The organism is Thermostichus sp. MS-CIW-30 (assembly GCF_054058015.1).
This window is the reverse complement of sequence record NZ_JBSRZW010000026.1, coordinates 1-21,982: the sequence shown is the minus strand read 5'-3', so window position 1 is coordinate 21,982 and position 21,982 is coordinate 1. Positions and strand designations below refer to the sequence as shown.

General features: G+C 57.6%; 20 protein-coding genes and 2 pseudogenes. 9 read left to right on the top strand and 13 right to left on the bottom strand.

Going from position 1 to position 21,982, the window contains the following annotated elements; all coding sequences use genetic code 11:
* Positions 1–110: 110 nt before the first annotated feature.
* Positions 111–458, top strand: a complete 348-nt coding sequence (locus ACVWXW_RS11180) for an STAS domain-containing protein (protein ID WP_457403865.1) — start codon at positions 111–113, stop codon at positions 456–458.
* Between the two features lie 79 nt (positions 459–537).
* Here the strand turns inward: ACVWXW_RS11180 and ACVWXW_RS11175 are convergent, their stop codons facing one another.
* Complete coding sequence (locus ACVWXW_RS11175) at positions 538–1,362, bottom strand: tetratricopeptide repeat protein (protein WP_457403864.1); 825 nt, start codon at positions 1,360–1,362, stop codon at positions 538–540.
* Positions 1,363–1,657: 295 nt separating this feature from the next.
* Between ACVWXW_RS11175 and ACVWXW_RS11170 the strand changes: the two genes are divergently transcribed.
* Both ACVWXW_RS11170 and ACVWXW_RS11165 read left to right on the top strand, forming a co-directional pair.
* Complete coding sequence (locus tag ACVWXW_RS11170; RefSeq protein WP_457403862.1) at positions 1,658–2,812, top strand: RNA-guided endonuclease InsQ/TnpB family protein; 1,155 nt, start codon at positions 1,658–1,660, stop codon at positions 2,810–2,812.
* A 28-nt stretch (positions 2,813–2,840) separates the two neighbouring features.
* Entirely contained in the window at positions 2,841–3,518 is a 678-nt protein-coding gene (locus tag ACVWXW_RS11165; protein WP_457403883.1) for an adenylate/guanylate cyclase domain-containing protein, read from the top strand.
* A gap of 9 nt (positions 3,519–3,527) precedes the next feature.
* Here the strand turns inward: ACVWXW_RS11165 and ACVWXW_RS11160 are convergent, their stop codons facing one another.
* The 5 genes from ACVWXW_RS11160 to rpsO form a co-directional block, all read right to left on the bottom strand.
* On the bottom strand, positions 3,528–5,309 hold the full coding sequence (locus ACVWXW_RS11160) for an NADPH-dependent assimilatory sulfite reductase hemoprotein subunit (protein ID WP_457403860.1): 1,782 nt from the start codon (positions 5,307–5,309) through the stop codon (positions 3,528–3,530).
* 153 nt (positions 5,310–5,462) lie between these two features.
* The gene (locus ACVWXW_RS11155; RefSeq protein ID WP_457403859.1) at positions 5,463–7,490 is read right to left on the bottom strand and encodes an ABC transporter ATP-binding protein/permease; all 2,028 of its coding nucleotides are present in this window, start codon (positions 7,488–7,490) and stop codon (positions 5,463–5,465) included.
* Positions 7,491–7,640: 150 nt separating this feature from the next.
* The gene (larC, locus tag ACVWXW_RS11150) at positions 7,641–8,834 is read right to left on the bottom strand and encodes a nickel pincer cofactor biosynthesis protein LarC (RefSeq protein ID WP_457403857.1); all 1,194 of its coding nucleotides are present in this window, start codon (positions 8,832–8,834) and stop codon (positions 7,641–7,643) included.
* Between the two features lie 96 nt (positions 8,835–8,930).
* A complete protein-coding gene (locus ACVWXW_RS11145; RefSeq protein WP_414408022.1) occupies positions 8,931–9,368 on the bottom strand; it encodes a photosystem II biosynthesis protein in 438 nt (145 codons plus the stop codon).
* Positions 9,369–9,404: 36 nt separating this feature from the next.
* Positions 9,405–9,680 carry a 30S ribosomal protein S15 gene (rpsO, locus tag ACVWXW_RS11140; RefSeq protein ID WP_011431855.1) on the bottom strand — a complete coding sequence of 92 codons (276 nt, stop codon included), beginning with the start codon at positions 9,678–9,680 and terminating at the stop codon, positions 9,405–9,407.
* A gap of 92 nt (positions 9,681–9,772) precedes the next feature.
* On the opposite strand from rpsO, the gene ACVWXW_RS11135 reads away from it, so the two are divergent.
* Complete coding sequence (locus tag ACVWXW_RS11135; protein WP_457393256.1) at positions 9,773–10,468, top strand: HEAT repeat domain-containing protein; 696 nt, start codon at positions 9,773–9,775, stop codon at positions 10,466–10,468.
* Positions 10,469–10,473: 5 nt separating this feature from the next.
* Here the strand turns inward: ACVWXW_RS11135 and apcD are convergent, their stop codons facing one another.
* The 4 genes and pseudogenes from apcD to ACVWXW_RS11115 all read right to left on the bottom strand — a co-directional run bounded on the left by apcD (position 10,474) and on the right by ACVWXW_RS11115 (position 14,304).
* Positions 10,474–10,959, bottom strand: a complete 486-nt coding sequence (gene apcD, locus ACVWXW_RS11130) for an allophycocyanin subunit alpha-B (RefSeq protein WP_011431857.1) — start codon at positions 10,957–10,959, stop codon at positions 10,474–10,476.
* A 191-nt stretch (positions 10,960–11,150) separates the two neighbouring features.
* Entirely contained in the window at positions 11,151–12,485 is a 1,335-nt protein-coding gene (locus ACVWXW_RS11125) for a type IV pilus twitching motility protein PilT (protein ID WP_457403881.1), read from the bottom strand.
* Positions 12,486–12,751: 266 nt separating this feature from the next.
* A pseudogene (folE, locus tag ACVWXW_RS11120) lies at positions 12,752–13,321 on the bottom strand (GTP cyclohydrolase I FolE); the annotation flags it as partial.
* 251 nt (positions 13,322–13,572) lie between these two features.
* Complete coding sequence (locus ACVWXW_RS11115) at positions 13,573–14,304, bottom strand: SDR family oxidoreductase (RefSeq protein ID WP_457394784.1); 732 nt, start codon at positions 14,302–14,304, stop codon at positions 13,573–13,575.
* Between the two features lie 242 nt (positions 14,305–14,546).
* Between ACVWXW_RS11115 and ACVWXW_RS11110 the strand changes: the two genes are divergently transcribed.
* The 5 genes from ACVWXW_RS11110 (at position 14,547) to ACVWXW_RS11090 (ending at position 19,941) form a co-directional block, all read left to right on the top strand.
* A complete protein-coding gene (locus tag ACVWXW_RS11110; protein WP_457384699.1) occupies positions 14,547–15,770 on the top strand; it encodes an ABC transporter ATP-binding protein in 1,224 nt (407 codons plus the stop codon).
* 453 nt (positions 15,771–16,223) lie between these two features.
* Positions 16,224–16,967, top strand: a complete 744-nt coding sequence (locus tag ACVWXW_RS11105) for an NUDIX hydrolase (RefSeq protein ID WP_414406347.1) — start codon at positions 16,224–16,226, stop codon at positions 16,965–16,967.
* Between the two features lie 695 nt (positions 16,968–17,662).
* A complete protein-coding gene (gene trxA, locus ACVWXW_RS11100) occupies positions 17,663–18,004 on the top strand; it encodes a thioredoxin (protein WP_011431863.1) in 342 nt (113 codons plus the stop codon).
* Positions 18,005–18,118: 114 nt separating this feature from the next.
* Positions 18,119–19,189 carry an LOG family protein gene (locus tag ACVWXW_RS11095; protein ID WP_457403856.1) on the top strand — a complete coding sequence of 357 codons (1,071 nt, stop codon included), beginning with the start codon at positions 18,119–18,121 and terminating at the stop codon, positions 19,187–19,189.
* 62 nt (positions 19,190–19,251) lie between these two features.
* The gene (locus ACVWXW_RS11090) at positions 19,252–19,941 is read left to right on the top strand and encodes a phosphoribosylanthranilate isomerase (protein WP_457403855.1); all 690 of its coding nucleotides are present in this window, start codon (positions 19,252–19,254) and stop codon (positions 19,939–19,941) included.
* A 16-nt stretch (positions 19,942–19,957) separates the two neighbouring features.
* Here the strand turns inward: ACVWXW_RS11090 and ACVWXW_RS11085 are convergent, their stop codons facing one another.
* The 3 genes and pseudogenes from ACVWXW_RS11085 to ACVWXW_RS11075 form a co-directional block, all read right to left on the bottom strand.
* The gene (locus ACVWXW_RS11085) at positions 19,958–20,620 is read right to left on the bottom strand and encodes a DUF4115 domain-containing protein (protein ID WP_457403879.1); all 663 of its coding nucleotides are present in this window, start codon (positions 20,618–20,620) and stop codon (positions 19,958–19,960) included.
* A pseudogene (locus ACVWXW_RS11080) lies at positions 20,618–20,827 on the bottom strand (helix-turn-helix domain-containing protein); the annotation flags it as partial. The gene ACVWXW_RS11085 and the pseudogene ACVWXW_RS11080, both read right to left, overlap by 3 nt.
* Before the next feature lie 68 nt (positions 20,828–20,895).
* Positions 20,896–21,744 carry a pseudouridine synthase gene (locus tag ACVWXW_RS11075; RefSeq protein WP_414399675.1) on the bottom strand — a complete coding sequence of 283 codons (849 nt, stop codon included), beginning with the start codon at positions 21,742–21,744 and terminating at the stop codon, positions 20,896–20,898.
* Between the last annotated feature and the right edge of the window lie 238 nt (positions 21,745–21,982).

Here is a 21,982-nt window from a genome sequence, read left to right as displayed (position 1 = left end):
AAGAGAAGCCCAGGGAGGACAAACTCATACTCATGGTGATTTAGCAATTCAAAATCAGTCTGGTTGCATCGTGCCTGTGCCCATCCCCCCTCAAACCTGACGGGCTTTTCATGGATGTCTTCATCCGGCTCAGCCACAAGGGATCCCCTGTTACGGTTGTGAAATTGCACAGTGAAAGGCTCAACGCCGCGATTGCCCGCGAGGTACGGAAAGAGCTAAGCCAAATTCTCACCGAGAAACCGGGGCATTTCTTGTTGGATCTTAGTCAGGTTAGCCTGATCGACAGCGTGGGGTTGTCGGTTCTGGTTTGGGCGCATCGCCATTGCCGCACTTTAGGCTATCAACTCAAGTTCTGCGGCCTGCAGGAGCAAGTCAAGCTGCTCTTCTCCATCACCGGCTTGGATACCATTTACGAAATCTACCCCTCTGTAGAAAAGGCGCTTGAGTCTTTTCCGTAGCTCTCCCTATCGGGTCAACTGAGAACCGTCAGGGATCAGCTTCTCAACACCTGGATTAGCCTAACGGTTGAAAACCTGCTCAGGGGGAGGGGTTGCTGTTTTGGTTCTCGACCGTCTGGGGCCGGTTCACCTGAGCATAAATCTCTGCTTGCTGCTGGATTTGCTCCCGGACTTGGGGTGGGGCCAACCGGGCTGCTTGCTCAAACAGCTCAGGCGCTTTTGCCCGTAGGTTTTCATCGGTGGCGGAGCTGAGGGCTATGGCTTTGCCCAACACGGGGGTGAAATCACTGGGATCCGCCGCAATCAACTTGTCGTAGAGGACTACAGCTTTCTCAGTCTGGTTGTTGCGGGCGTAGACAAAGGCCAAGCGCAAACGTACATCATTATCTTCCGGCACTTCTTCAAGATGCTTCTCCAGCAGGGCAATGGCCTCAGAGGTGCGGCCCAGGGTTAGCTGCACATCCACCAACTGCTGCAGCACCTGGCCATCTTTGGGATCCCCCTCGTAAAGGATCTGGAGCTGTTCTAATGCCCCTTCAAAATCCCCCGTATCCTGCTGGATTTCGGCCAAAAAGGCTCTCAGTTGCCGATTTTCGGGCTCCAGTTCCACCAGCTTCTTCAGCGGCTCGATTGCCCCTTGCGGCTCGTTCAATTGCAGTTGGGTGTCGATCAACCCCCGCAGGGCAATGGGGTTATCCGGCTCCCGCTCCAGCACGACGCGATAGCCGTCTGCCTGGGCCCGCAGTTGCTCGGTTACCCGGCTGGCCTCTGGAGATTCGGAAGGCCCGAGGGCCTGGAATAGCGGGCCAAAGGAGAAGCCCAAGAAAGTTACCGTGCCCACCACCAGCAGCAAAATGTTGAGGAGCTTGCGGGCTGGGGATTCTTGGGGTTTGGACTGAGGCATAAAGGGCTCGCGCAGAAGACTCCTCTGTACTCTATCATCGGCGCCGGGGCAGGCTGTGGGGTGAGGTTACCCAATACCCAAAACTTTTGAAAACAGCATCCAAGGGGAGGGCAATGCCGTACTGAATTTAGGTAGTGCTGAATCTTTTTGCCACCCCTCACTCCCTCTTAACCATGCGGATCACCAAATTTTCGGGCTGGAGGCCCGCACCATAGCCGCAGGCTTGGTGTCGGGAGGAAAGCCCTCCTCCATATAGGTTTGCTGGTCAAAAGCCTGGATGAACTACAATAAGCCCATGAGCCAGACTATCTCTGTACGTTGCAAGCTGATAGTCCCACAAGAGTTGCGTCAAGAAATTGACCGCACTTTGCAGGGCTTTGCGAATGCTTGCAACCAGATTCTCGACACCGCCAAACAAAAGAACTGCTGGAACACCGCCAAGCTGCACCACTTGGTCTATCGGCCGGTAAGGGCAGCAACGGGGCTGAAAGCCAACCACGTCTGTCAGGCGCTCCGTCGGGTGATTAGCAATGCCAAGGCGGTGAAGCAAGTCCACAAGTTCCGCCCCACCAGTCTGACTTTGGACGCGCGTACTTTTAAGTACCGAGAGTCTGACCAGGCCGTGGGCGTGACCCTGATGAGCGGACGGGTTTGGCTCAAGCTCAAGATTGGCGGCTACCAGATAGCGCTCCTGCGAGGCCAGAAGCCGACAAGCGCAACCCTGTCCAAAACCAAGCAAGGGGACTACTACATCAACATCGCTGTTGAGCTGGATACTCCCCCGACTGGCAAAACTCCAAAGGTAATCGGAGTTGACTTGGGCAGGCGGGATATCGCCACCGCTAGCAACGGACGCTCTTGGAGTGGAGAGCACATCCAGGCCGTCCGTGACCGGTTCAGCCGTGTACGCGCCAAGGTTCAATCCAAACGCACTCGCAGCTCTAGGAGGCTGCTGAGAAGGCTCTCTGGGAGAGAACGGCGCTACCAGACATGGCTGAACCATAACATCAGCAAAACCTTGGTCAGGGATGCCCAGGCTATTGGTGCGGCACTGGCTTTTGAAGACTTGACAGGCATCAGAGATTGCCTGAATCAGAAGTCTCGAAGTAAGGCTGAGCGGCGCAGGACTAACAACTGGGCGTTCTACCAGCTCAGGATGTTTGTAGCCTACAAGGCTGCCATTGCTGGAGTGCCTGTGGTGCTGGTGCCGCCTGCCTACACCAGTCAGACCTGCCACAAATGCCTGCACATCCACCCTGAGCGGGGTAAGTCCTACCGCAATGGTAAGTCGTTCAAGTGTGGACACTGCGGGTGGGAAGGGGATGCTGACCATAACGCTGCTCAAGTAATCTCTCTCCTTGGGGCGACTGTAAACTCGCCTGAAATTCCGAAACTTAGCTGTCCTCTGGGGCCGCTAGGGATTGGGATAAAGCCCGCACTCTGCGCATAGCGCGGGTGTCGGGTAGTTTACCGCCGCCATTCTCAGCGCTTCCCTGCGGGGGACGGCCAACTTCGACGAGGAGAACTTTCCCTACGATGTTGTCTACACCTTGGGTCGCTACTTCGCCCAAATGGGGGCCTTGGTGCAGCAATATGGGGGAGTACTGGCCAACCAGAGCGGGCTGAGAAGTCTGGCTTTGTTTGGCTTAAAACAACCCGAGCTGGCCATACAGCAGGCGCTGCAGGCGGGGTTGGCGCTTGGGCAGTCGGTGGTGGAGTTGAACAGGTGTTTGCGGCAACTCTCCTACCCGCAGGTCAAGCTTGCCATCGGGATCCACTACGGCCCAGTCCTTTTGCTGCCCCTCGATCCCCAAGATCCGCAGCGGCTGTCTGCCTTTGGCAAGTCGGTCAATGTTGCCACCTGGCTGGAGTCGGTTGAGGATGTTTCGCAAGGGGGGGAACAGTCTGAGGAACAGAGCTCCCGGTTGCTCATCTCGGCAGCTGTGTATCGAGCCGTGGAAGGGCAACTCCTGCAGGTGGAGCCTCTTTCGGTGAAACCCGTTCCCAACGCCAAACCCATCCGAGTCTACAGGGTGCATCCCAACCCCGTCAGCTTGCCGACTGGCGAGGAGCAAGCTCCAGAAGCAACCAAGCCTGAACCGCTTGGATGGCTGGAAGCGCTCCGGGAATGGCTACAGGCTTGGTCTCGTTTTTGAGGGATCCCTTCAGGCAAAAACGCCATCCCTTTGCTGAACTTGGGCCTGCAAATAGGGGATCCCCATCCGGTGGCAGTAGTCGCCGAAGCTCTCGCCAGGACGGCGCTCCTGCTTGTAGGCCTGCAGGAGAACTCTCATCAGCGGCACGATCTGGCTAATGTGTACCCGCTCCTGAAACACTTGCGCCAGGCGATCCCCCTGCGGGCTGGCTCCCAGCCAAATCTGGTAGTAGCCATCGGGGGCGGATCCCACCAATCCCAGTTCCGCCAAGTAGGGTCGGGCACAGCCGTTGGGGCAGCCGGTCATGCGCACCAAAAAGGGCGAATCCTGCAGATCCAGCTCCTGCAACAGTTGATCCAACTGGCGCACCAGCCCTGGCAAAGCTCGCTCCGACTCAGTAATAGCCAAGCCGCAAGTGGGCAGCGCCGGACAGGCCATCGACAGCCGCACCAGTTGAGGGATCTCTTCCTTGGAAAGCACCCCGTGGGACTTGAGGATCTGGTTGATGGCCTCCCGCTGCTGCTCCGCAATGTCGATGAAAAGTAAATCCTGAGTGGGGGTCAGCCGCACGTGCAGAGAAAAGGCTTCCACAATCCGGCGCAGCGCCGTTTTGAGCTGTCGCTCTGGGGTGTCCTGGATGCGCCCATTTTCAATGGAGATGCCCAAAAACCAACGGCCATCCCCCTGCTCGTGCCAGCCCAGGTAGTCGTCGCTGTTGGGAACAAACTTGGGTAGGGGGCGAAACCGGGGCAATTTTTCCCCCACATACTCCTCGACAACGCGGCGAAACTTGCGGATTCCCCAGTCTCTCACCAAGTATTTCAACCGCGCCTGCTTGCGGTCGTGCCGGTTGCCGTAGTCTCGCTGCACGGCCAAAACCGCTTGGCAAACCCGATACACCGCCTCCGGAGGGGCAAAGCAGAGCTTTTGGGCCAAAAGGGGCTGGGTTTCTTCCTTGCCGTGGGTACGCCCCATGCCCCCACCCACCACGATGTTGAAGCCCTTGAGGTTGCCCTTGCGGTCGGTGAGCACAATCAAGCCCAGGTCCTGGGAGTACACATCTACCGTGTTTTCCCCAGCTACGGTGATGGCTGTCTTGAACTTGCGGGGCAAATAGACGGGGCCATACAGAGGTTCTGGCCCCTCCAGGCGCACCCCGTTGCCGACAAACTGCTCTGCTTCCACCACTTCCTCATCCACCGGTGGGATGGGAACCGGCTCCCCATCCACCCAGATCTCGTAGTAGGCAGAGGTTTTTGGAGCCAACAGATCCGCCAGCTTGCGGGCATACTCTTGGGCATAGCGATAGGCAGGGCGATTTTTGTAGGGGGCCACCGGTGCCATTACGTTGCGGTTGACATCGCCGCAGGCGGCCAGGGTGGATCCCATCTGCTTGAGAATGCTGGCTATGGTGGCCTTGAGGTTTTTCTTGAGGATCCCGTGTAGCTGAAACGTCTGCCGCGTTGTGGCTCGCAGGGTGCCATTGCCGTACTCATCGGCCAGCCGATCCAGGGTCAAGTAAAGCTGGGGGGGCACGTGTCCCCCGGGGATGCGGGTGCGCAACATCATCGAATAGGCCCGCTCCAGCCCCTCCTGCTTTCGCTGCTGCCGCCGATCCCGGTCGTCCTGCTGGTAAGCCCCGTGAAACTTCAGCACCTGCACCGCTGCTTCGCTGAAGTGGGTGGTGTCTTGGGCCAGCTCCTGCTGAAGGGGATCCCGTAGAAAGTGGCTGTCTGCCTTGATCTGCTCCACCTTGGAACGCTTGGCCTCGGATGGGATCATGGGGGGCATTGATAATCTCCAGTAAACCGGTCGGAATACTTGTGAATAACAGGCTATCACCTCCTTTGAAGAGCGTCCAGTTGGAAAAGTCAGCCTCTTATCCGGGTTTTGTTCCAAACCCGCAAAACTTGTTATTTGAGTCAGCTGGAGATGTCGGCGCTGCTAGCTGGCCAGGGCTAGGCGGGCACCGTACTCCTGCACCGACCACAGTTGCCAGGCACAATTCCCCTGCAGCTCCAAAACCAGGTCGTGGTAGGCCAGGAGGGTGGGACGATGCCCAACGCTGATGTAGGTGGTGTTCAGGTGTTGCAGCTGCAGGTAGAGCAGTTTTTCGTTGGCCACATCCAGGGCGCTGGTGGCCTCGTCCAAAATGGCGTAGCGGGGCTGGGTGATCAAAATGCGGGCAAAGGCAAGGCGCTGCTGTTCCCCTAGGGAGAGAGTGCTGGCCCAGTCTTTCTCCACATCAAAGCCGCCCACCCGCTCCGGCAAGTCTCCCAGGTTCACCTGGGCCAAGACTCGGATGAGATCTTCATCGGTGAGGTCTCGGCGGCGTTTGGGATAGAGCAGTTGATCCCGCAGGGATCCCAGCAGCATATAGGGTTTCTGGGGCAAAAAGAGCATCTCCTGAGTATCTGGGCGGGCGATGGATCCCTGGCCGTTGGTCCATAGGCCGGCAATGGCCCGCAACAGGGAACTTTTGCCGCTGCCGCTAACACCGACAATCAAAAGCCGCTGGCCGGCTTCCAAGGCGAAGGAGAGATCCCGCACCAGGGTTCGTTCTGAATTGGGGGTGAGCAAAGTGACGTGGTTTAGCGCCAATTGCTGGGCAATGCGAGTTTGAATGTTGCTTTCCCGAGCGCCGGTGTGGCGCAGCGCCGGATCTTCCAGAGACTCGTGAAAGGAGCCTAAGCGGTTGATCCCGGCGGCAAAACTGGAAATGCTTTGAATCTGGTTGGCCACAATGGAGAGGGCGCTCAACACCTGGCTGAAGGCAATGGTGGCTTGGGTAATGGTGCCGAAATCTCGCACGCCGCTGAAGTAAAGGGGGGCGACGATGACATAGGGCACAATGCGGGTGAAATAGTTGTAGGCGTATTGGAAAATATCGATGATGGCCTGCCAGATGATCAGCAAATTAAAATTGCGCAAGGCCGCACCAAAGCGATGCAAAATTTGCCTGAGTTCTTGATCCTCTCCCTGGTAAAAGGCGATGGACTCGGCGTTGTCGCGCACATGCACCAAGCTGTAGCGGAAATCGGCTTCGTAGCGCAGTTGATCGAAGTTAATTTTGATCAGCTTGCGACCGGCCAAAATGGCGATGGCAGTACCGATAGTGGCATAGACCACCAGCCCCAACGCCAACGGACGAGAAATGCCATAGAGAATGCCGGTGAAGGCATAGAGGGTGAGAATCGAGTCGAGAATGTCCAACAGGAAGGAAAGGGTGGTGCCGGTAAAGGAGCGGACATCCTCTGATATACGCTGGTCGGGGTTGTCGATTTCGGTGTTGGCGGCGTTGGAATCCAGCTCGTAGTAAGCCCGCTGATTGAAGTAGCGATCCAGAAAATGATCGGTCAGCCATTCTCGCCAAAACAGCCCTAGCTTGAGGCGAGTGTAGCGGTAGATCACCAAAATGGGAATAGCTGAGATAATCAGCACTCCATAAATAATCAAAAACTGCCAGAAAGTGGGCTCTTCTTTTTGCTGCAGAGCTGTGTCGATAAATCGAAAGATAAAGCTAATCATCACGTTCAGCCGGTTTACCGTCAGCGACAGAAACAGCAAAAAGGTGAGCAGCGCCCACTGCAACCAGCGCTGGCGAAGCTGCCGCCACACTGCCCCAAAACAAAGGCTGCTCAAAGCCAAGCTGATCGCGGCTACCCACAGCACCGGCGAGGACAAGTTTCTCTCCGTTTGGGCCACCAATCCGGCTGCCACATTGGTAAAAAACTCTGGGAACAGGGCCTGACCGACCAAAGTTACCCCAATCTCCACAAAGAACATCAGGGCAACCACAAACACCATGGCCGCTGCCAGCAAGCCCAAAAAGATCCAGCCCCCATAGCGCACTCTGGGGTAAAAGTAGGGCTGGGCCACGGTGATAAACCGATCCCACAGTTTGCGGTCAAAGTTAAATTGAGAGGCTTGGGATTCCATTGTCGTGGTCGGCGGAGAGAGCAAGATCGACATCTCCCAGGCTAGCAGGCCATGGGTGCCAATCTGTGTTCAACAGGAGCGGATTCATTGGGGGTGAAACGCGGATCCCCCTTGTCCCATCCAAACCGTCTTGGTTCTGGGTCTTGCTCACCCACACACCCCTTGCTTAAAGCCAGTGTCTCTTCAACCTTGCAACCGGTTTTGCCAAGCCGATTGGGCCGCCAGCCACACCGTCTGAACCGGCACGTGAAACTCCTGGGCGCGGGCCACACAGTCGCGAAACTCCGGCTGAGCGTTGACGATGCGGCCATGGTGGCGGGCCACTTTGATGTCTACCAGGCCGTAAGGGGTTTCCACCCGCTCGATAACCCGCTCCAGCAGGGTGCGCTGCTGTTGGAAGTGGCGAATGCCCAGGGTGGTGGTCTCCCGGAAGATGAGATCTTGACACTCCGGCACCCGATCCGGCGGACAGATAACGGTGAGCAGGATCCCCGGCCGCCCCTGTTTCATGGTGATCGGCTGGGTAAACACGTCCCAGGCCCCCAGGGCCAACAACTGCTCGCAGGTGTAGGCAATCACTTGGGGGTTGAGATCGTCGATTTGGGTTTGCAACACCGATACCGTTTCCGTTAGCTCTCCCCCATCGGCTTCCCCGATCCAGAGACGAAACACGTTGGGAATGGGCAGCTCTTGGGCACCGGCCCCACGCCCCACTTTTTCCACCCGCATCGGCGGACAGGGGCCAAACTCTTCCGCCAACGCCACAGCCAAGGCTGCTCCTGTGGGGGTCACCAGCTCGGCTTCCACCCCGTTGCTGAACACCGGCACGCGGCCCATTTCCCACAACTCGATCACCGCCGGCACCGGCACGGCCAATTTGCCATGCTCTGTGCTCACCCAGCCGCCCCCAATAGGATGGGGGGATGACAACACCCGCTCCACCTGCAGCCAATCCAGGCCGATGCAAGTGCCGACAATATCCACCAAAGCATCCACTGCCCCCACTTCGTGAAAGTGCACTTTTTCCACGGGCACTTGATGGACTTTTGCTTCTGCCTGCGCCAACTTTTCAAACACCGCCAAGCTGCGGGCCTTAATGGCTGGGGAAAGCTGGGATCCCGCGATCAAAGCCTGAATCTCTGCCCAATGCCGAGCAAGGGATCCCCCACTCTGGGATCCTAGTACCTCTACCACAGCTTGCAGAGCAGGCTGCCCACACCGCTGCACCCGGCTCACCTGCAAGCCATATTCCCCCTCGATGCCCAACGCCTGGAGCTGACGGTTGAGGTACTCCAAAGGCACCCCGCAATCCAGCAGGGCTCCTAGACACATATCGCCGGCAATGCCCGCCGCACAGTCGAAGTAGGCTATTTTCATGCTGGAGAACTGGGGGTAGCCGCTGCCGCCAGAATGGACTTGGATCCCTCTTGATTGTAGGCAGCAACCGGCCTGGAAAAGGCGACGGGAGAGCAGTTAGGCTTCCCTAGAGTCAGAAGATTCAGAAGATCGAGCAGCAGATTCCCGCCACTGTTGGATGATGTTGCCCAAATTGCGCCGGAATTCTCCAATTCCCAGCAGGGATCCCGGCTCGGGATCCCAGGAAGCTGAGAACACACCGTAGCTAATGCCCAAAAAACCAAGGCCAAACAAGGTCAGCGACTCCGCCAAGGTGAAGTAAGGGGGCAGAGGAACCACGTGGTTGGTCAAGAGATAGTAATTCACAAAAAAGCTGCTCAGACCTAGCCCCGAAGGGATCCCAGAAAACACCAGAATCCGCCGCACCATCCGCCGGCTGACCTCAGGGGGAATCACGGCAACAGGCTCCTTCTTGGCCGGCTTCTTCTCCACCTCAACAGAGGCGGAGGGGGAGCGACGGCGAAAGGTTTTGGACTGGCGGCTGGATTTGCCCACGAAGACAGATCTCCGATAGCGTTTTGGATGGGCTGCCTACTTTTTCACCCGGATGTTCAGCCGTTCGGCCAGCTCCCGGAAGCGGTCAGGAGAATGCTTGGCGATGTAGTTGAGCAAACGCTTGCGACGACCGATCATCATCAGCAGGCCGCGGCGGGAGTTGAAATCCTTCGGGTTTCTCTGAAGGTGCTGAGAGAGCTGGTTGATGCGACTGGTGAGCAGAGCCACCTGAACCTCGGCAGAACCGGTGTCGGTGTCGTGCAGTCGATAGCTCTCAATGATCTGCTGCTTCTCTTGTTGCAATAAGGCCATAAGATCAAGGGACTGGATGCACTGCTTCAAGATAATAACATCGGCTTTTCCTCCCTCGCTATGGCCGAGGAGGGTTATGGAGAGAATGGGATATGACAACAACCTCTGGGGATCCTCCGGCACTGCCCGCTTTGCTGGAGCTGTTGAACTCACAAGACTTGGGAAATCGGCTGCGCGCTGTCAACAAAGCCAGAGAACTGCCTGGGCCAGAAGCCCTGACATTGCTGCAGCGAGCGATTCACGACGAGAATGCCCGCGTCCGTTATGCTGCCATCAGCCAGATGGGCACCCTGTCTGGCGTCGATCCGAACCTACTGTTGCCTATTTTGCAGCGCTCTTTGCGAGAGGATCCGGAGTTCGATGTGCGGGCTGCTGCCGCCGCTGCCCTGGGGGATCTCAAGCAGCCACAGGCCCTGGCCGATCTCCTGGAAGCTTATCGGCGAGAAACGGAGTGGCTGGTACGGTTTAGCATCATCGCTGCCCTGGGAGAGCTGGGGAACCCTGCCGCCTTCGACACTCTGGTGGAAGCTTTGCAGGACAAGAGCGAGCTGATCACCACAGCCGCTGCCGCTGCCTTGGGCGATCTGGGGGATCCGCGGGCCATCCCCTACCTGGATCCCCTCATCGATTCTGACGACTGGCAACTGCGCTACCGCGTCTGCATTGCCCTGGCCAAGTTGGGAACAGAAGCCGCTCGCGCCGGACTGACCCGGCTGGCCCAGGATTCCCAAGAACAGGTGGCCGTACATGCCCGGGCTGCCTTGGGATCCCTGGAGATCCCCGGCTAACTGCCCTAGCTCATGGCATTGATGATGTAGTCAAAGTAAGGGGCGGCTTCAGCGGCTGCTGCCGGCTCCAACAAGCTGAGGGCAGCTTCCTTCAAAAAGACAATCGCATCGATCATGCCGGCGATGGGTACGTTGAGGGCATTGTACATTTCCCGCACCCCTATCAGGCCGATGGACTCAATCGGCTCTTTGCTGCCGGCAATAATGCCATAGGTCACCAGACGCAGATACCAGTCGTAATCTCGCAAACATTGGTTGTAGCGCTTGTCACCGTAGGCATTGCCACCGGGTTGCACGTACTCGGGCCGCTTGGCGAATAGCTGCTTCTGGGCCTGGTCAATGATGCGCTTTTTGTTTTCTGCTAACACCTGAGCGATTTGCAAGCGCCTCTCGCCGGTGGTCATGTAATTCCTGATGGCTTCCAGTTCGCTAACTGAGAGGTAACGCAGCTGGTCATCCGCGGTCTCGATGATCTGGTTGATCACGCTCACGGTAGGGATTCTCCTGTTTTCTAACTTGCTTTCAATTCGGTTCATCAATTCGCAACCCATCCCCCCAGCCCAAGGTCGGCCCAAGAGATGAGCAGGTAGCTCGGCAAGCCAGCGCCGCCGGCTGCTCCCAGTTTAGGATAGGGCAAACCTTCCCTCAAGCACTTTGGCGTGACTCCATCTCGAGACTGGCCCTAGATCCGGCCTCGCAGCCATTGGGCCATCTCATTGCGGCGTGGGGCAGCCTCCAGACACACCTCTTCGGTAATCCGCCCCTCTTGGTAAAGCCTAAACAGGGATTGATTCATCGTACACATGCCCTCATAGGAGCCATCGGCGATCAGCTCCTCAATTTCATCCACCGCCCCCCGCTTGATGTAGTCCCGAATGGCATCGGTGTTGCGCATGATCTCGTGGGCCGCAGCTCGCTTGCCATCGGTGGTGCGCACTAAGGTTTGAGCGATGATCGCCACCAGGGTTTCTGCCAGTTGCAGGCGCATCGGCTCCTGTTCCTCCGGCTTGTAAATCCCCAGCAGACGCTCGATGGTGCGGACGGCGCTGTTGGTGTGCAGGGTTCCAAAGACCAAGTGGCCCGTCTGGCCGGCCTTCAGGGCAATATCCACTGTCTCTCGATCCCGCATCTCCCCAATCAGGATGATGTCCGGATCTTCCCGCAGAGAGGCTTTCAGGGCATTGGCAAATTCCAGGGTGTGGATCCCGACCTCCCGCTGCCGCACCATCGATTTCTTGCTCTGGTGGACGAACTCGATGGGATCCTCAATGGAAATGATGTGTTTGGGAAAGTTGGAATTGATGTAGTCCACCATCGCCGCCAAGGTCGTGGACTTACCGGATCCGGTGGGGCCGGTCACCAAAACCAAGCCTTTGTGCTCTTCGGCAATGCGCTTTAGCACTTCCGGCGCCCGCAACTGCTCCAGCGTCAAAATTTTCAACGGGATCAGACGCATCACCATAGCCGGGCCAAGAAGGGAAACAAAGCAGTTGACCCGACAACGCACCAAACCCTCGTACTGGATGGCAGTATCCAGTTCCAAACATTCCTCAAACTGGCGAATTTGGCTCTCCGGCAGGCTTTCCCGCAGCCAGCCATAGAACATCTCGGTGGTGGTGACCGGGTAGTTGGTCAAAAGCATTTGCCCCCGATCCCGAAAGCGAGGCACTTCCCCCACCCCCAAATGAATATCGGAGTAGCCTTTGTCATAGGCTTCCTGCACCAGTTGGCGCAGGGTCAGGCCCGCAGGAGTAGCTGGAGCCACCGGGATCCGACCGGCAGCCGTTGGGCGAGCTGGTGGCGCAAAAGGCGGAGCGGCAGGATTGGGGCTGGGCGGCGACACTGGAGGCCGAGCAGCAGCAGCCGGAGCCGGAGTGGGCGGGGGCATTCGAGGGGGAGCGACAGGATCGGGCACAGGCACAGGCACCTGAGGGGGAGCGACAGCCACACCAGGCGGAAGGGGCCGACCCAGAATGGGGTTGGGGGGGCTTTTGGCGTTGACAGGCCGGGATCCCATCCCTTGGGAAGCTGAACCCAGCACCGGATCCAGTTGCGTTGGGGGCTCCACCGGGGGCGTTTGAGCAGCCGGACGAGGCGGACGCTGCATGACCGGCGGAGCCGGGGGCTGCCAATTGGAGTCCAAATCGGTGGGAAACTGGTTTTCGGGGCTGACCTCGCTCATGACAAGCCTCGCTTCTGGCAGGGTTTGAGTCAATCTTAGGCTAGTATTCCCAGCCTGAGCAGAGGCTTAACCCACTCACCGGCAAAGCTCCGGGAAGCTCCCTAAAAATTGGACGGATGGCGAATGAGACTCAAAAACTCCTCACGGGTACGGGGATCCTCCTGAAACACCCCCACCATCGAGCTGGTGACCGTCCAGGAGCCGGCCTTTTGTACCCCCCGCATCACCATGCACATGTGGGTAGCCTCGATAACCACCCCCACCCCGTAGGGATCCAGCACCTCCATCAAGGCCTCAGCAATTTGCCGTGTCAGGCGTTCCTGAACCTGCAGGCGGCGGGAGTACATCTCGACGATACGGGCAATTTTGCTTAGGCCCACCACCTTTTGCCTGGGGATGTAGGCCACATGGGCTTTGCCGATAAAGGGCAGCAGATGGTGCTCGCACAGGCTAAACAGAGACACATCCCGCAACAGCACCATCTCGTCATGGCCCTCATCAAAGATGGCACTGTTCAGTAGCTCCTCCAAAGACTGCCGATACCCACTGGTCAAAAACTTCAAAGCCGCAACCACTCGTTCCGGGGTTTTTCGCAGCCCCTCCCGTTGGGGATCCTCCCCGATCCCCCGCAGCAGCGTCTCCACCGCCGCCACCATAGCCGGATCTGAGACATCCGAGCTACCCAATTCTTCTTCCGCAAAAGTGGCTCGATCTCGAATCACCCGAGACTTGAAATGGGCTTTGTCATCCATTCGAGATTGCGAGCCAGATCCGGGTTTCGCAAGGGTCATAGCAGGATATTCCTTGGTTAACGAAAGGCTAAGAGAACTCGGTGCATGCAACTCAGCTCAGGTGGCATCCAGTCAAAGGCTGCGATAGCCAAAACCCTCCCAAGTCACGGGCAACCCCAAACCAGCCAGGTCTAAAAGGCTCCCACCGCAGGCATGAAGGTGAGATCTTCCACCACCGCACCTGTGGGCAACCGAACAATGTAGGTAATCAAATCGGCTACCCATTCCGGCGAGAGCATTTTGGAACGGTCGAAGTTGACCCCTACCGTGCCCGTATCCCAGAGGGACGTGTCCACGGCACCAGGGCACAGGCTGGTGACCCGAATGCCATGCTGTCGCTCCTCTTCGGCCAAAGCTTGAGAAAAGCCCATTAGGCCGAACTTGCTGGCACAGTAAGCTCCCCAGTTGGGAAAAGCTCGCTTGCCCGCAATCGAGATGACGTTGACAATCGTGCCGAAGCGCTGCCGGCGCATTCCGGGAAGTACGGCTTGGGCGCACAGAAAAGCTGCCGTCAAGTTCAAGTCGATCACTCGCTGCCAATCCGACAAAGGTAAGGTGGCCAAAGGGCCAACGTGGGCCATGCCCGCATTATTGACCAAGACATCGCAGACGCCAAATCGATCCAGGAGAGCCTGCAACTGCTGGGGCAGAGCTGCTAAGTCGGCCAAGTCCATGGGAAAAACCGCTGCCTTGCCGCCCTGGGCTTGGATTTGGGCTTGCACCGCCAGCAGATCAGGTTGGGAACGGGCCACCAGAGCTACTGCTATCCCTTGTCGGGCTAGGGCTAGGGCTACAGCTCTGCCGATCCCTCGACTGGCCCCTGTAATCAGAGCACGTTCGGGAAACTTTGTCTCAAAACTCATTTACAACAAGCCTCTGGCGTGCGCCACACAAGCAAGCGCCGCCCAGGCCTGAGAAACTTCGCTAACTAAGTTTAACACTGATTTTCCGCTGCTTCGCTTGGAATCAGGGCGAGGCGTAGAAACCTTATTCTGTCCTGCTCAAGATCTGGCTGCTGGCTGTTGGATCTCGATCCGGTTGGACGGGATCCGGGGACATGGTAGTGTGGTAAAAATAGTGAAAATCTTTTGCAACAAAAACCGTCATGGCTGAGTTCTTGTTTTCTCCAAGTCCCACTGCCGCGCGGGAGGATCCCTCCTACATCCTTCAGCTTGAGGGCATCAGCAAGGGGTTTCCCGGCCAGCGGCAGTTGGTTTTGCGGGAAGTCGAGTTTCGCCTGCCCCAAGGAGACATCCTCAGCATTGTGGGCCCATCAGGTTGTGGGAAAACCACCTTATTGCGCACCATTGCCGGATTTGAGCAGCCGGATAGCGGGCGGATCCTGCTGGGGGGGCAGGTTGTGGCTGGGGAGGGGCAGTGGATCCCACCGGAGCGACGGGGAGTGGGGCTGGTGTTTCAGGATTTTGCCCTGTTTCCCCACTTGAACGTGTTGGCCAATGTGATGTTTGGCCTCCGACCCACTACCCCGTTTGCGTCGGCGGCAGGGGGTGGCAATCGCTCCCCCTCAACTGAGTTGCGAGCTGAGTTGCGAGGCGCTGCCCAACAGGCGCGGGAACGCGCTTACGAGGTGTTGCGGTTGGTGGGCCTGGAAGACTACACCCATCGTTATCCCCACGAGCTTTCGGGCGGGCAGCAGCAGCGGGTGGCTTTGGCGCGGGCTTTGGCCCCCAGGCCTAGCTTGATCCTGTTGGATGAGCCGCTGAGCAATTTGGATGTGCAGGTGCGCTACTACCTGCGGGAAGAAATCCGCAAAATCCTCAAGCAAACCCAGACCTCGGCCATTTTTGTCACCCACGACCAAGAGGAGGCTCTCTGCCTCTCCGACTGGGTGGCGGTGATGCGGGAAGGCCGTATTGAGCAATGGGGATCCCCGGAGGAGGTTTACCGGGAGCCGGCTACTCGCTTCGTGGCAGAGTTTATTACCCAGGCCAACTTTCTGCGCTGTGAGCGGCGGGAGTTTGGTTGGCAGGCTGAAGAGCTGCTGCACATCCCATTCCAGGCTTTGAGGGATCAGCCCGACCCCAGCTTGCGCTGCGCAGAGTTGATGGTTCGACAGGAGGAGTTGCATTTGCATCCTGATCCTCAGGGCGGCATTGTCATTCGGGATCGACAGTTTTTGGGGCGAGAGTACCGCTATTCCCTGATCACAGCAGCCGGCAAAGAATTGCACGCCCTAGCCCGGGAAGCCCTGCCTGTGGGCGCGCGGGTTCACATTGCTGTTGGGCAAGGTCGGCTGTTCCCCCTCGCTGAGGGGTCCTCCGTGGCTGAAAAAGAGCCAAATCGCGCAAAAAGTAAAAGTGTTGCCTGAGTCGGGGTTCTTTTGCACACCTTTAGCAACCCATCTTCCCCGCGACACGAAAGCCTTCGCCCCAGATAGGGCTTAGACTGGCAAGACGGTGGTCCAGGCTGGTAGCTCCCTCTGGAGGGACAAACTGGGTAGGCTGTTGGTGGAGCATGCCTCTAACCCCCAAAACCCTGAACTTTGCTGAATTTACTGAGCTTTAGGCGGTTTGGCAAAAGTCATTGAGAGGGATATAGTAGACCAAGTTTCCCCCTGATCCTTGAGTCCACCGCAACGGTTGCCGGGAAGTGAAGGGGGAAAGCGCTCGGGGGGTATTCCTCAGGGCTTTGCGGGATACCGCCTTCCTGTTTGGACTCCGTCCCGCTGACGCGAACAGAGATAGGCAGGATGCGATCGCTTCTTTCCTGAACCATGTTCAGGAGAGTTCAGCGTGAATGTATCAGGATTCAGTGCCAAGCTATGCAGGGATCCCGCATCGTGGCAGGCCCATCGGAGAACCGGATCGCCTTGGCGGAGTTCCGGGTGGGCGTGGATGCGGTCATTTTCTCCATCGACACTGAGCAGAATCGCCTCCTGGTGCTGCTGGTGCGGCGGCGGGAGGATCCCTTCCGCGGTTGCTGGGCCCTGCCAGGAACACTGGTGCGGCGCTCAGAATCCCTAGAAGCAGCGGCCTACCGCATCTTGGCGGAGAAAATTCGTGTTAAAAACCTCTATCTGGAGCAGCTCTACACCTTCGGGGGGCCGGAGCGGGATCCCCGCGAGGCCGAGGATGGCTATGGAGTGCGCTACCTGTCGGTCAGCTACTTTGCCCTGGTGCGGTTCCAGGATGCTGAATTGCTGGCAGACGGAGTGGAGGGCATTGCCTGGTATCCCGCCGACCAAATTCCCCCCTTGGCCTTTGACCACGAAGAGATTTGCCGCTATGCCCGCCGTCGCCTCTGCGCCAAGTTGGAGTACAGCCCGATTGCCTTTGACATTTTGCCCGCCACCTTCACGCTAGGGGAGGTCTATCAGCTCTACGGCACCGTTTTGGGCGAGGGGTTCTCCGACTACTCCAATTTTCGCGCCCGCCTACTGAAACTGGGTATCTTGCAAGATACCGGCCAGAAAAGTTCCCAAGGAACAGGCAGACCGGCAACCCTCTACCGTTTTGATGCGGCTGCTTTCGAGAAAATCCGTCATAAGCCGATGGTGTTTGTCTGAAGGCCGTCTGAGGGATCCCGGCTCGCCAAGGCCAAGCTGGCCAGATCGGTTGGTATAGATTGGCTTTTATTCAAAGGGAGTTCCATACATGACCACCTAGACAAAGGTTTATGCCTTGATCATGGTCATTTCAAGTTAGGCTGAGACACTTCCCAACTACTCCGCGTCGCTTCCACAACTATCCTCAACCCCTCTTCCAATGGAACAGTTTCATTCCTCGTTAAAATGACTACAGTCGTTTCAGGTTAGGGTGAGACGCCTAGGCTACTGAGAAAAGCTTTCTAGCCCTTTGCATTATTGCTCCGCAACGCTATTGCTCCGCAACGCTGACGCGAAGACGCGACCAAGGTTTTAGGTGTGGGTGCAGTGTCCTAGTTTGAATCAAAGTGACCATATAGGATAGGAGCAGCCTGGTCATGACGCACTCAACTATCCCGGGAACCTTGCCAAGACAAATCTTTTGATGGATGCCGTAGAAGCCTGCTTCAGCACGGCTCAGATGCTTTCGGTGCCGTCCCCAAACTGCCTAGCGCTGCGGTTGGCTGAGCGAAGGTCTCAGGCCGGGATCCCAAGGGACAGTTCCTTTGGCGAACGCTCCGTGTAGTAGCAATGGAACAGGCTGAGGTCACCAGCAGCCTGGGGGCTGTGCTAAGATCAGAGACCGTGACAGGTGTTGTTTCAGGAGTTATCCAGGCATGTCTGCAGCAATAGATATCGCTGATGCCACCTTTGAGGCAGAGGTGCTGCGCAGCGATATTCCAGTTCTGGTTGATTTTTGGGCACCTTGGTGTGGCCCCTGTCGGATGGTGGCTCCTGTGGTTCAGGAGATAGCTGAGCAGTATGTTGGCAAAGTTAAGGTTGTAAAAATCAACACCGACGAGAACCCTCAAACTGCCAGCCAGTACGGTATTCGCAGCATTCCCACCCTGATGTTGTTCAAGGGCGGCCAGAAAGTGGATGTGGTGGTCGGCGCCGTACCCAAGGCAACTCTAACCACGATTTTGGAAAAGCACTTCGACACACCTGCCGAAGCCTGAGGGCTATGCCTTGGGTGTTTCAGAATGTAACTTTTGGGTTCTGGATTAGAACCCGGCTGCCATTTTGTGCCGAGAACTGATTAAAGTAATTCCAGAGAACTTTAGGATCCCAGCTTGACCGATTCTGTTTCTTCCCTTCTGCGAGAGGTTTTTTCCAACGCTGAGACCCGCCTAAAGCAGTTGGAGCATCACCCCAACCGGACGGCCTGGCTGCGTATTTTGCAGTCGCTGCAGCGCATGGGATCCCTGGAGCTGAGCCGTTTAGATGCCAAGATCTTGGCGGCTACTCTTGAGGATCTGGAGCAGGGGTTTGCCGCCTTCCAAAACTATGCCCACCAACGCAAGATCACCGTTTTCGGGTCGGCACGACTGGGGCCAGAAAGTCCCGAATATCGCCAGGCCCAGTTGTTCGCCTACTGCATCAGTCAACGGGGATTCATGGTGATGACGGGGGGCGGCGGCGGCATTATGGAAGCCGGCAACCGAGGGGCAGGGCTGGAAAACTCTTTTGGGCTCAATATCCAGCTTCCCTTTGAGCAAATGGCCAATCCCGTTATTGCTGCCAGCGATCGGGTCATCAACTTCAAGTATTTCTTTTCGCGCAAGCTCTTTTTTGTTAAAGAAACCGACGCGCTGGTGCTTTTTCCCGGCGGTTTCGGCACTCAGGATGAAGCCTTTGAATGCCTAACCCTGATGCAAACCGGCAAAACCAAGCTCATGCCCTTGGTGCTGGTGGACAGAACAGGTGGCTGCTACTGGAAAGAATGGGACGAATACGTGCGGGAGCACCTGCTTGGTCGCGGCTTGATCAGCCCAGAAGATCTCTTCCTCTACACCCTAACCGACGACGTGGAAGATGCCTGTCAGCAGATTGTCGATTTTTATCGCGTCTTTCACAGCAATCGCTACGTGCGAGAGCTCCTGGTTTTGCGCTTGAACACCAAACTTTCACCGGAAGCCCTAGAGATTTTAAACGAAGAGTTTGCCGACATTCTCGATTCGGGCCGGATCGAGCAAACTGGGGCTTTGCCGGAGGAAGCCGAGGAAGATATTGCCCATCTGCCACGGCTGGTGATGCACTTCAACCAGCGCAACTTCGGACGGCTGTGGCAAATGGTGCGCCGGATCAACAAGCTTCACCCGGAACAGCCGGATCCTCTGCAAATGCGCCCTGAACAAAAGTAGATGTATCAGCGCTCTCAGAACCATCCAAGAACCAGCAGCCAATTGTTTTGGTGGTGCTCCCAATGGGCCGGTTGTTTGTCAAAATCTGCGGCATCACCCGTCAGGATCAGGCGGAGGCCATCGCCGCGCTGGGGGTGAGTGCCCTTGGGTTCATCGCGGTGCCCAATACACCCCGCTATTTGCCCCTCTCGGAAATGGCTCGTTGGGTGGGATCCCTGCCCGACCACGTGGAAAAAGTAGGGGTCTTTCTGGATCAGGATCCCCGCGCCATCGCCGCCTGGGTGGAAACGGTGGGCCTCACGGCTGTCCAGTTGCATGGCCAAGAATCCCCGCAGGATTGTCAGCAATTGGGGAAATGGCTTCCCGGGATCCGCCGCATCAAAGCCCTGCGCATTCGCCAGCCGGCGGATCTGGAAGTAGCCCATCTCTACCGAGACTGTGTGGAGATGCTGCTTTTGGATGCTTATCACCCCCAACAGGCGGGTGGAACGGGGCGAACTCTGAATTGGTCAGAACTTGCCCACCGCTCCCTGCCCTTGCCTTGGCTACTGGCTGGTGGGCTGAACCCGGACAATGTTCTGCAGGCACTCAGCCACCTTCAGCCAAGCGGCATCGACCTCTCCAGTGGTGTGGAACGTCGGCCAGGCGATAAAGACATCGACAAAGTCCGGCACCTGCTGCAGCAGCTTGGCTCCCAAGGGTGGGAGATTGCTCCTACTCTGCCGCCGATAACGCCAAGCGCAACGGGATGATCATTTGGCTGGGTTCCTACTGCAGCGACTGAATATCCAACCCCGGCTCGAACATCAGCTCTTTCACTTCCCCAAATCGGCCCATCACTCCAAGCTCCCGGTCGTTAAAGGTCACCAACACACCGCCCGCATTGCCGGTACGCAACACGATTGACTGCTCCGCTTCCCAATTCAACTCGGCCCCTGGCTGTAAGGTGGCCTCAAAAACCGTTTGCCCATCGGCGATGACCCGCAACCAGGAAGGGCGCTCCACAACGCGAATATCCAGACGCACCGGCTTGCGCCCCGCCCCCCCTGAGTGAGCTTCCAAGACCTCGGGGAAGACGCCCTGAATGCGCGTCCATTGGTCGAGGGTGGGAAACAGTTGGCGGGCCGTGGGCTGAGCTGCCGACAGAGTGGGATCCGGGGAGTTGGCAGCAGGCGGTTGCTGGCCGGATCCCTCCCGACTGACCGTTGACAGGCTCACCAGCCAACGCCCAAAGGGATTGCCTGTGCCTTCCAAAAGAGCCGACAATCCCCCCACCGTCAGCACAATCAGCACCACATAAGCAGCCCAAAGGTGGAGAGGACGCAGGGCAAAGGTAGGTTGCTGGCCGACAACGGCAAGAGGAGCTGGCGCGTGGGGCGTTTTGGCCGATAAAAGCGGAGAAGCACGCCGGGAGAGGGTTTCGCCATCCAACCCCAAATAGTCGGCATAGCGCTTGAGAAACCCTTGCACATACACCGGCTCCGGTAACCGGCTCAAGTCAGCTTCCTCCAGCGCCTGCAGATATTGGCAGCGAATGAAGGTATCGTTAGCTACTTCTGTCAACGTCAGTCCCCGTGCCTCCCGTGTTTGCCGCAACAGGGATCCCAGGGCTTCTAAAGAGTGTGCTGGCTCTTGCATCATTTGGCCACCTGCGGAAGAAAGGAGGCTACTGTGAGAGTTTGCACTCAGTTAGAGGCTCTGACGAGCTAATCGCGTGAGCGGGCCGGAGGCCTTAGAGGGCGCTTCCCGATCGCGTAAGCGGGACGGAGTCCTTGCGAGGATGAGCTGCTGTGCCCGGTGAGAGGGGCCAGCAAAGCTTGGAGCTCATGGGGATCCAACTGGCGGAACTGGCCTGCTTTCAGGTTGCCCAAGCCCAGTGGGCCAATGGCTTCCCGATGTAAGCTGAGCACCGGATGCCCAAGACGCTCCGCCACCCGCCGAATTTGCCGGTTGCGTCCCTCAAACAACACCACCCTCAGCCAGGAGCAATTGGGATGCTCCCTTTGCCGGAAATCCGGGGCAGGACAAAACTCCACCTCCGCCGGCAGAGTGGTGTACCCCTCTAAGTCTACTCCGTCTCGCCAATGTTGCAGAGTGGCCTGACTCGGATGCCCTTGTACCTGTACCCGGTAGGTTTTGGGCAGATGATAGCGCGGATGGGTCAGCTTCAAGGTCAAGTCGCCATCATTGGTGAGCAGCAAAGCGCCACTGCTGTCCGCATCCAGCCGGCCCACCGGGTAGAGGCGGGTTTGCCGTTTCCAAGATGGGGGGAGCAGATCCAGCACCGTCTTGCGTCCCCAAGGATCTGCACAGGTTGACAAAACCCCCACTGGCTTGTGCAGGAGCAAAACATAGCGCGCCGGATCCTTGGCCAAAGGGATCACTTGCCCATTCACCTCGATGCAATCCCGCTCTGGGTCGGCTTTGGAGCCCAGCTCAGTGACCACCTTCCCATTGACCCGAACGCGCCCGGCCAGGATCCAGGCTTCCACCTGGCGACGCGAGGCCAATCCCTGCTGAGCCAAGAGCTTCTGTAGCCGTTGGGGTTCTGCCATAGGGATTTGAACAGCAAAAGCAGCAACCGAAGCTGAGGGTACTAGGCGGCAGAGCCTGGGGCCTCCGGCCCGCTTACGTGAACGGGGTTGGAGAGCCGGTCGGACAAATCAGCAGAATTGGAGGGCAACAGCAGCATCTCCGAGTAAACTACCCGACTCCGACCGCTAAAGCGGTACGGAGCGGGCTTTCAGTAGCCCTGAGCCTGCTCTGCTCTACCAGAGAACAAAACAGGCCCGA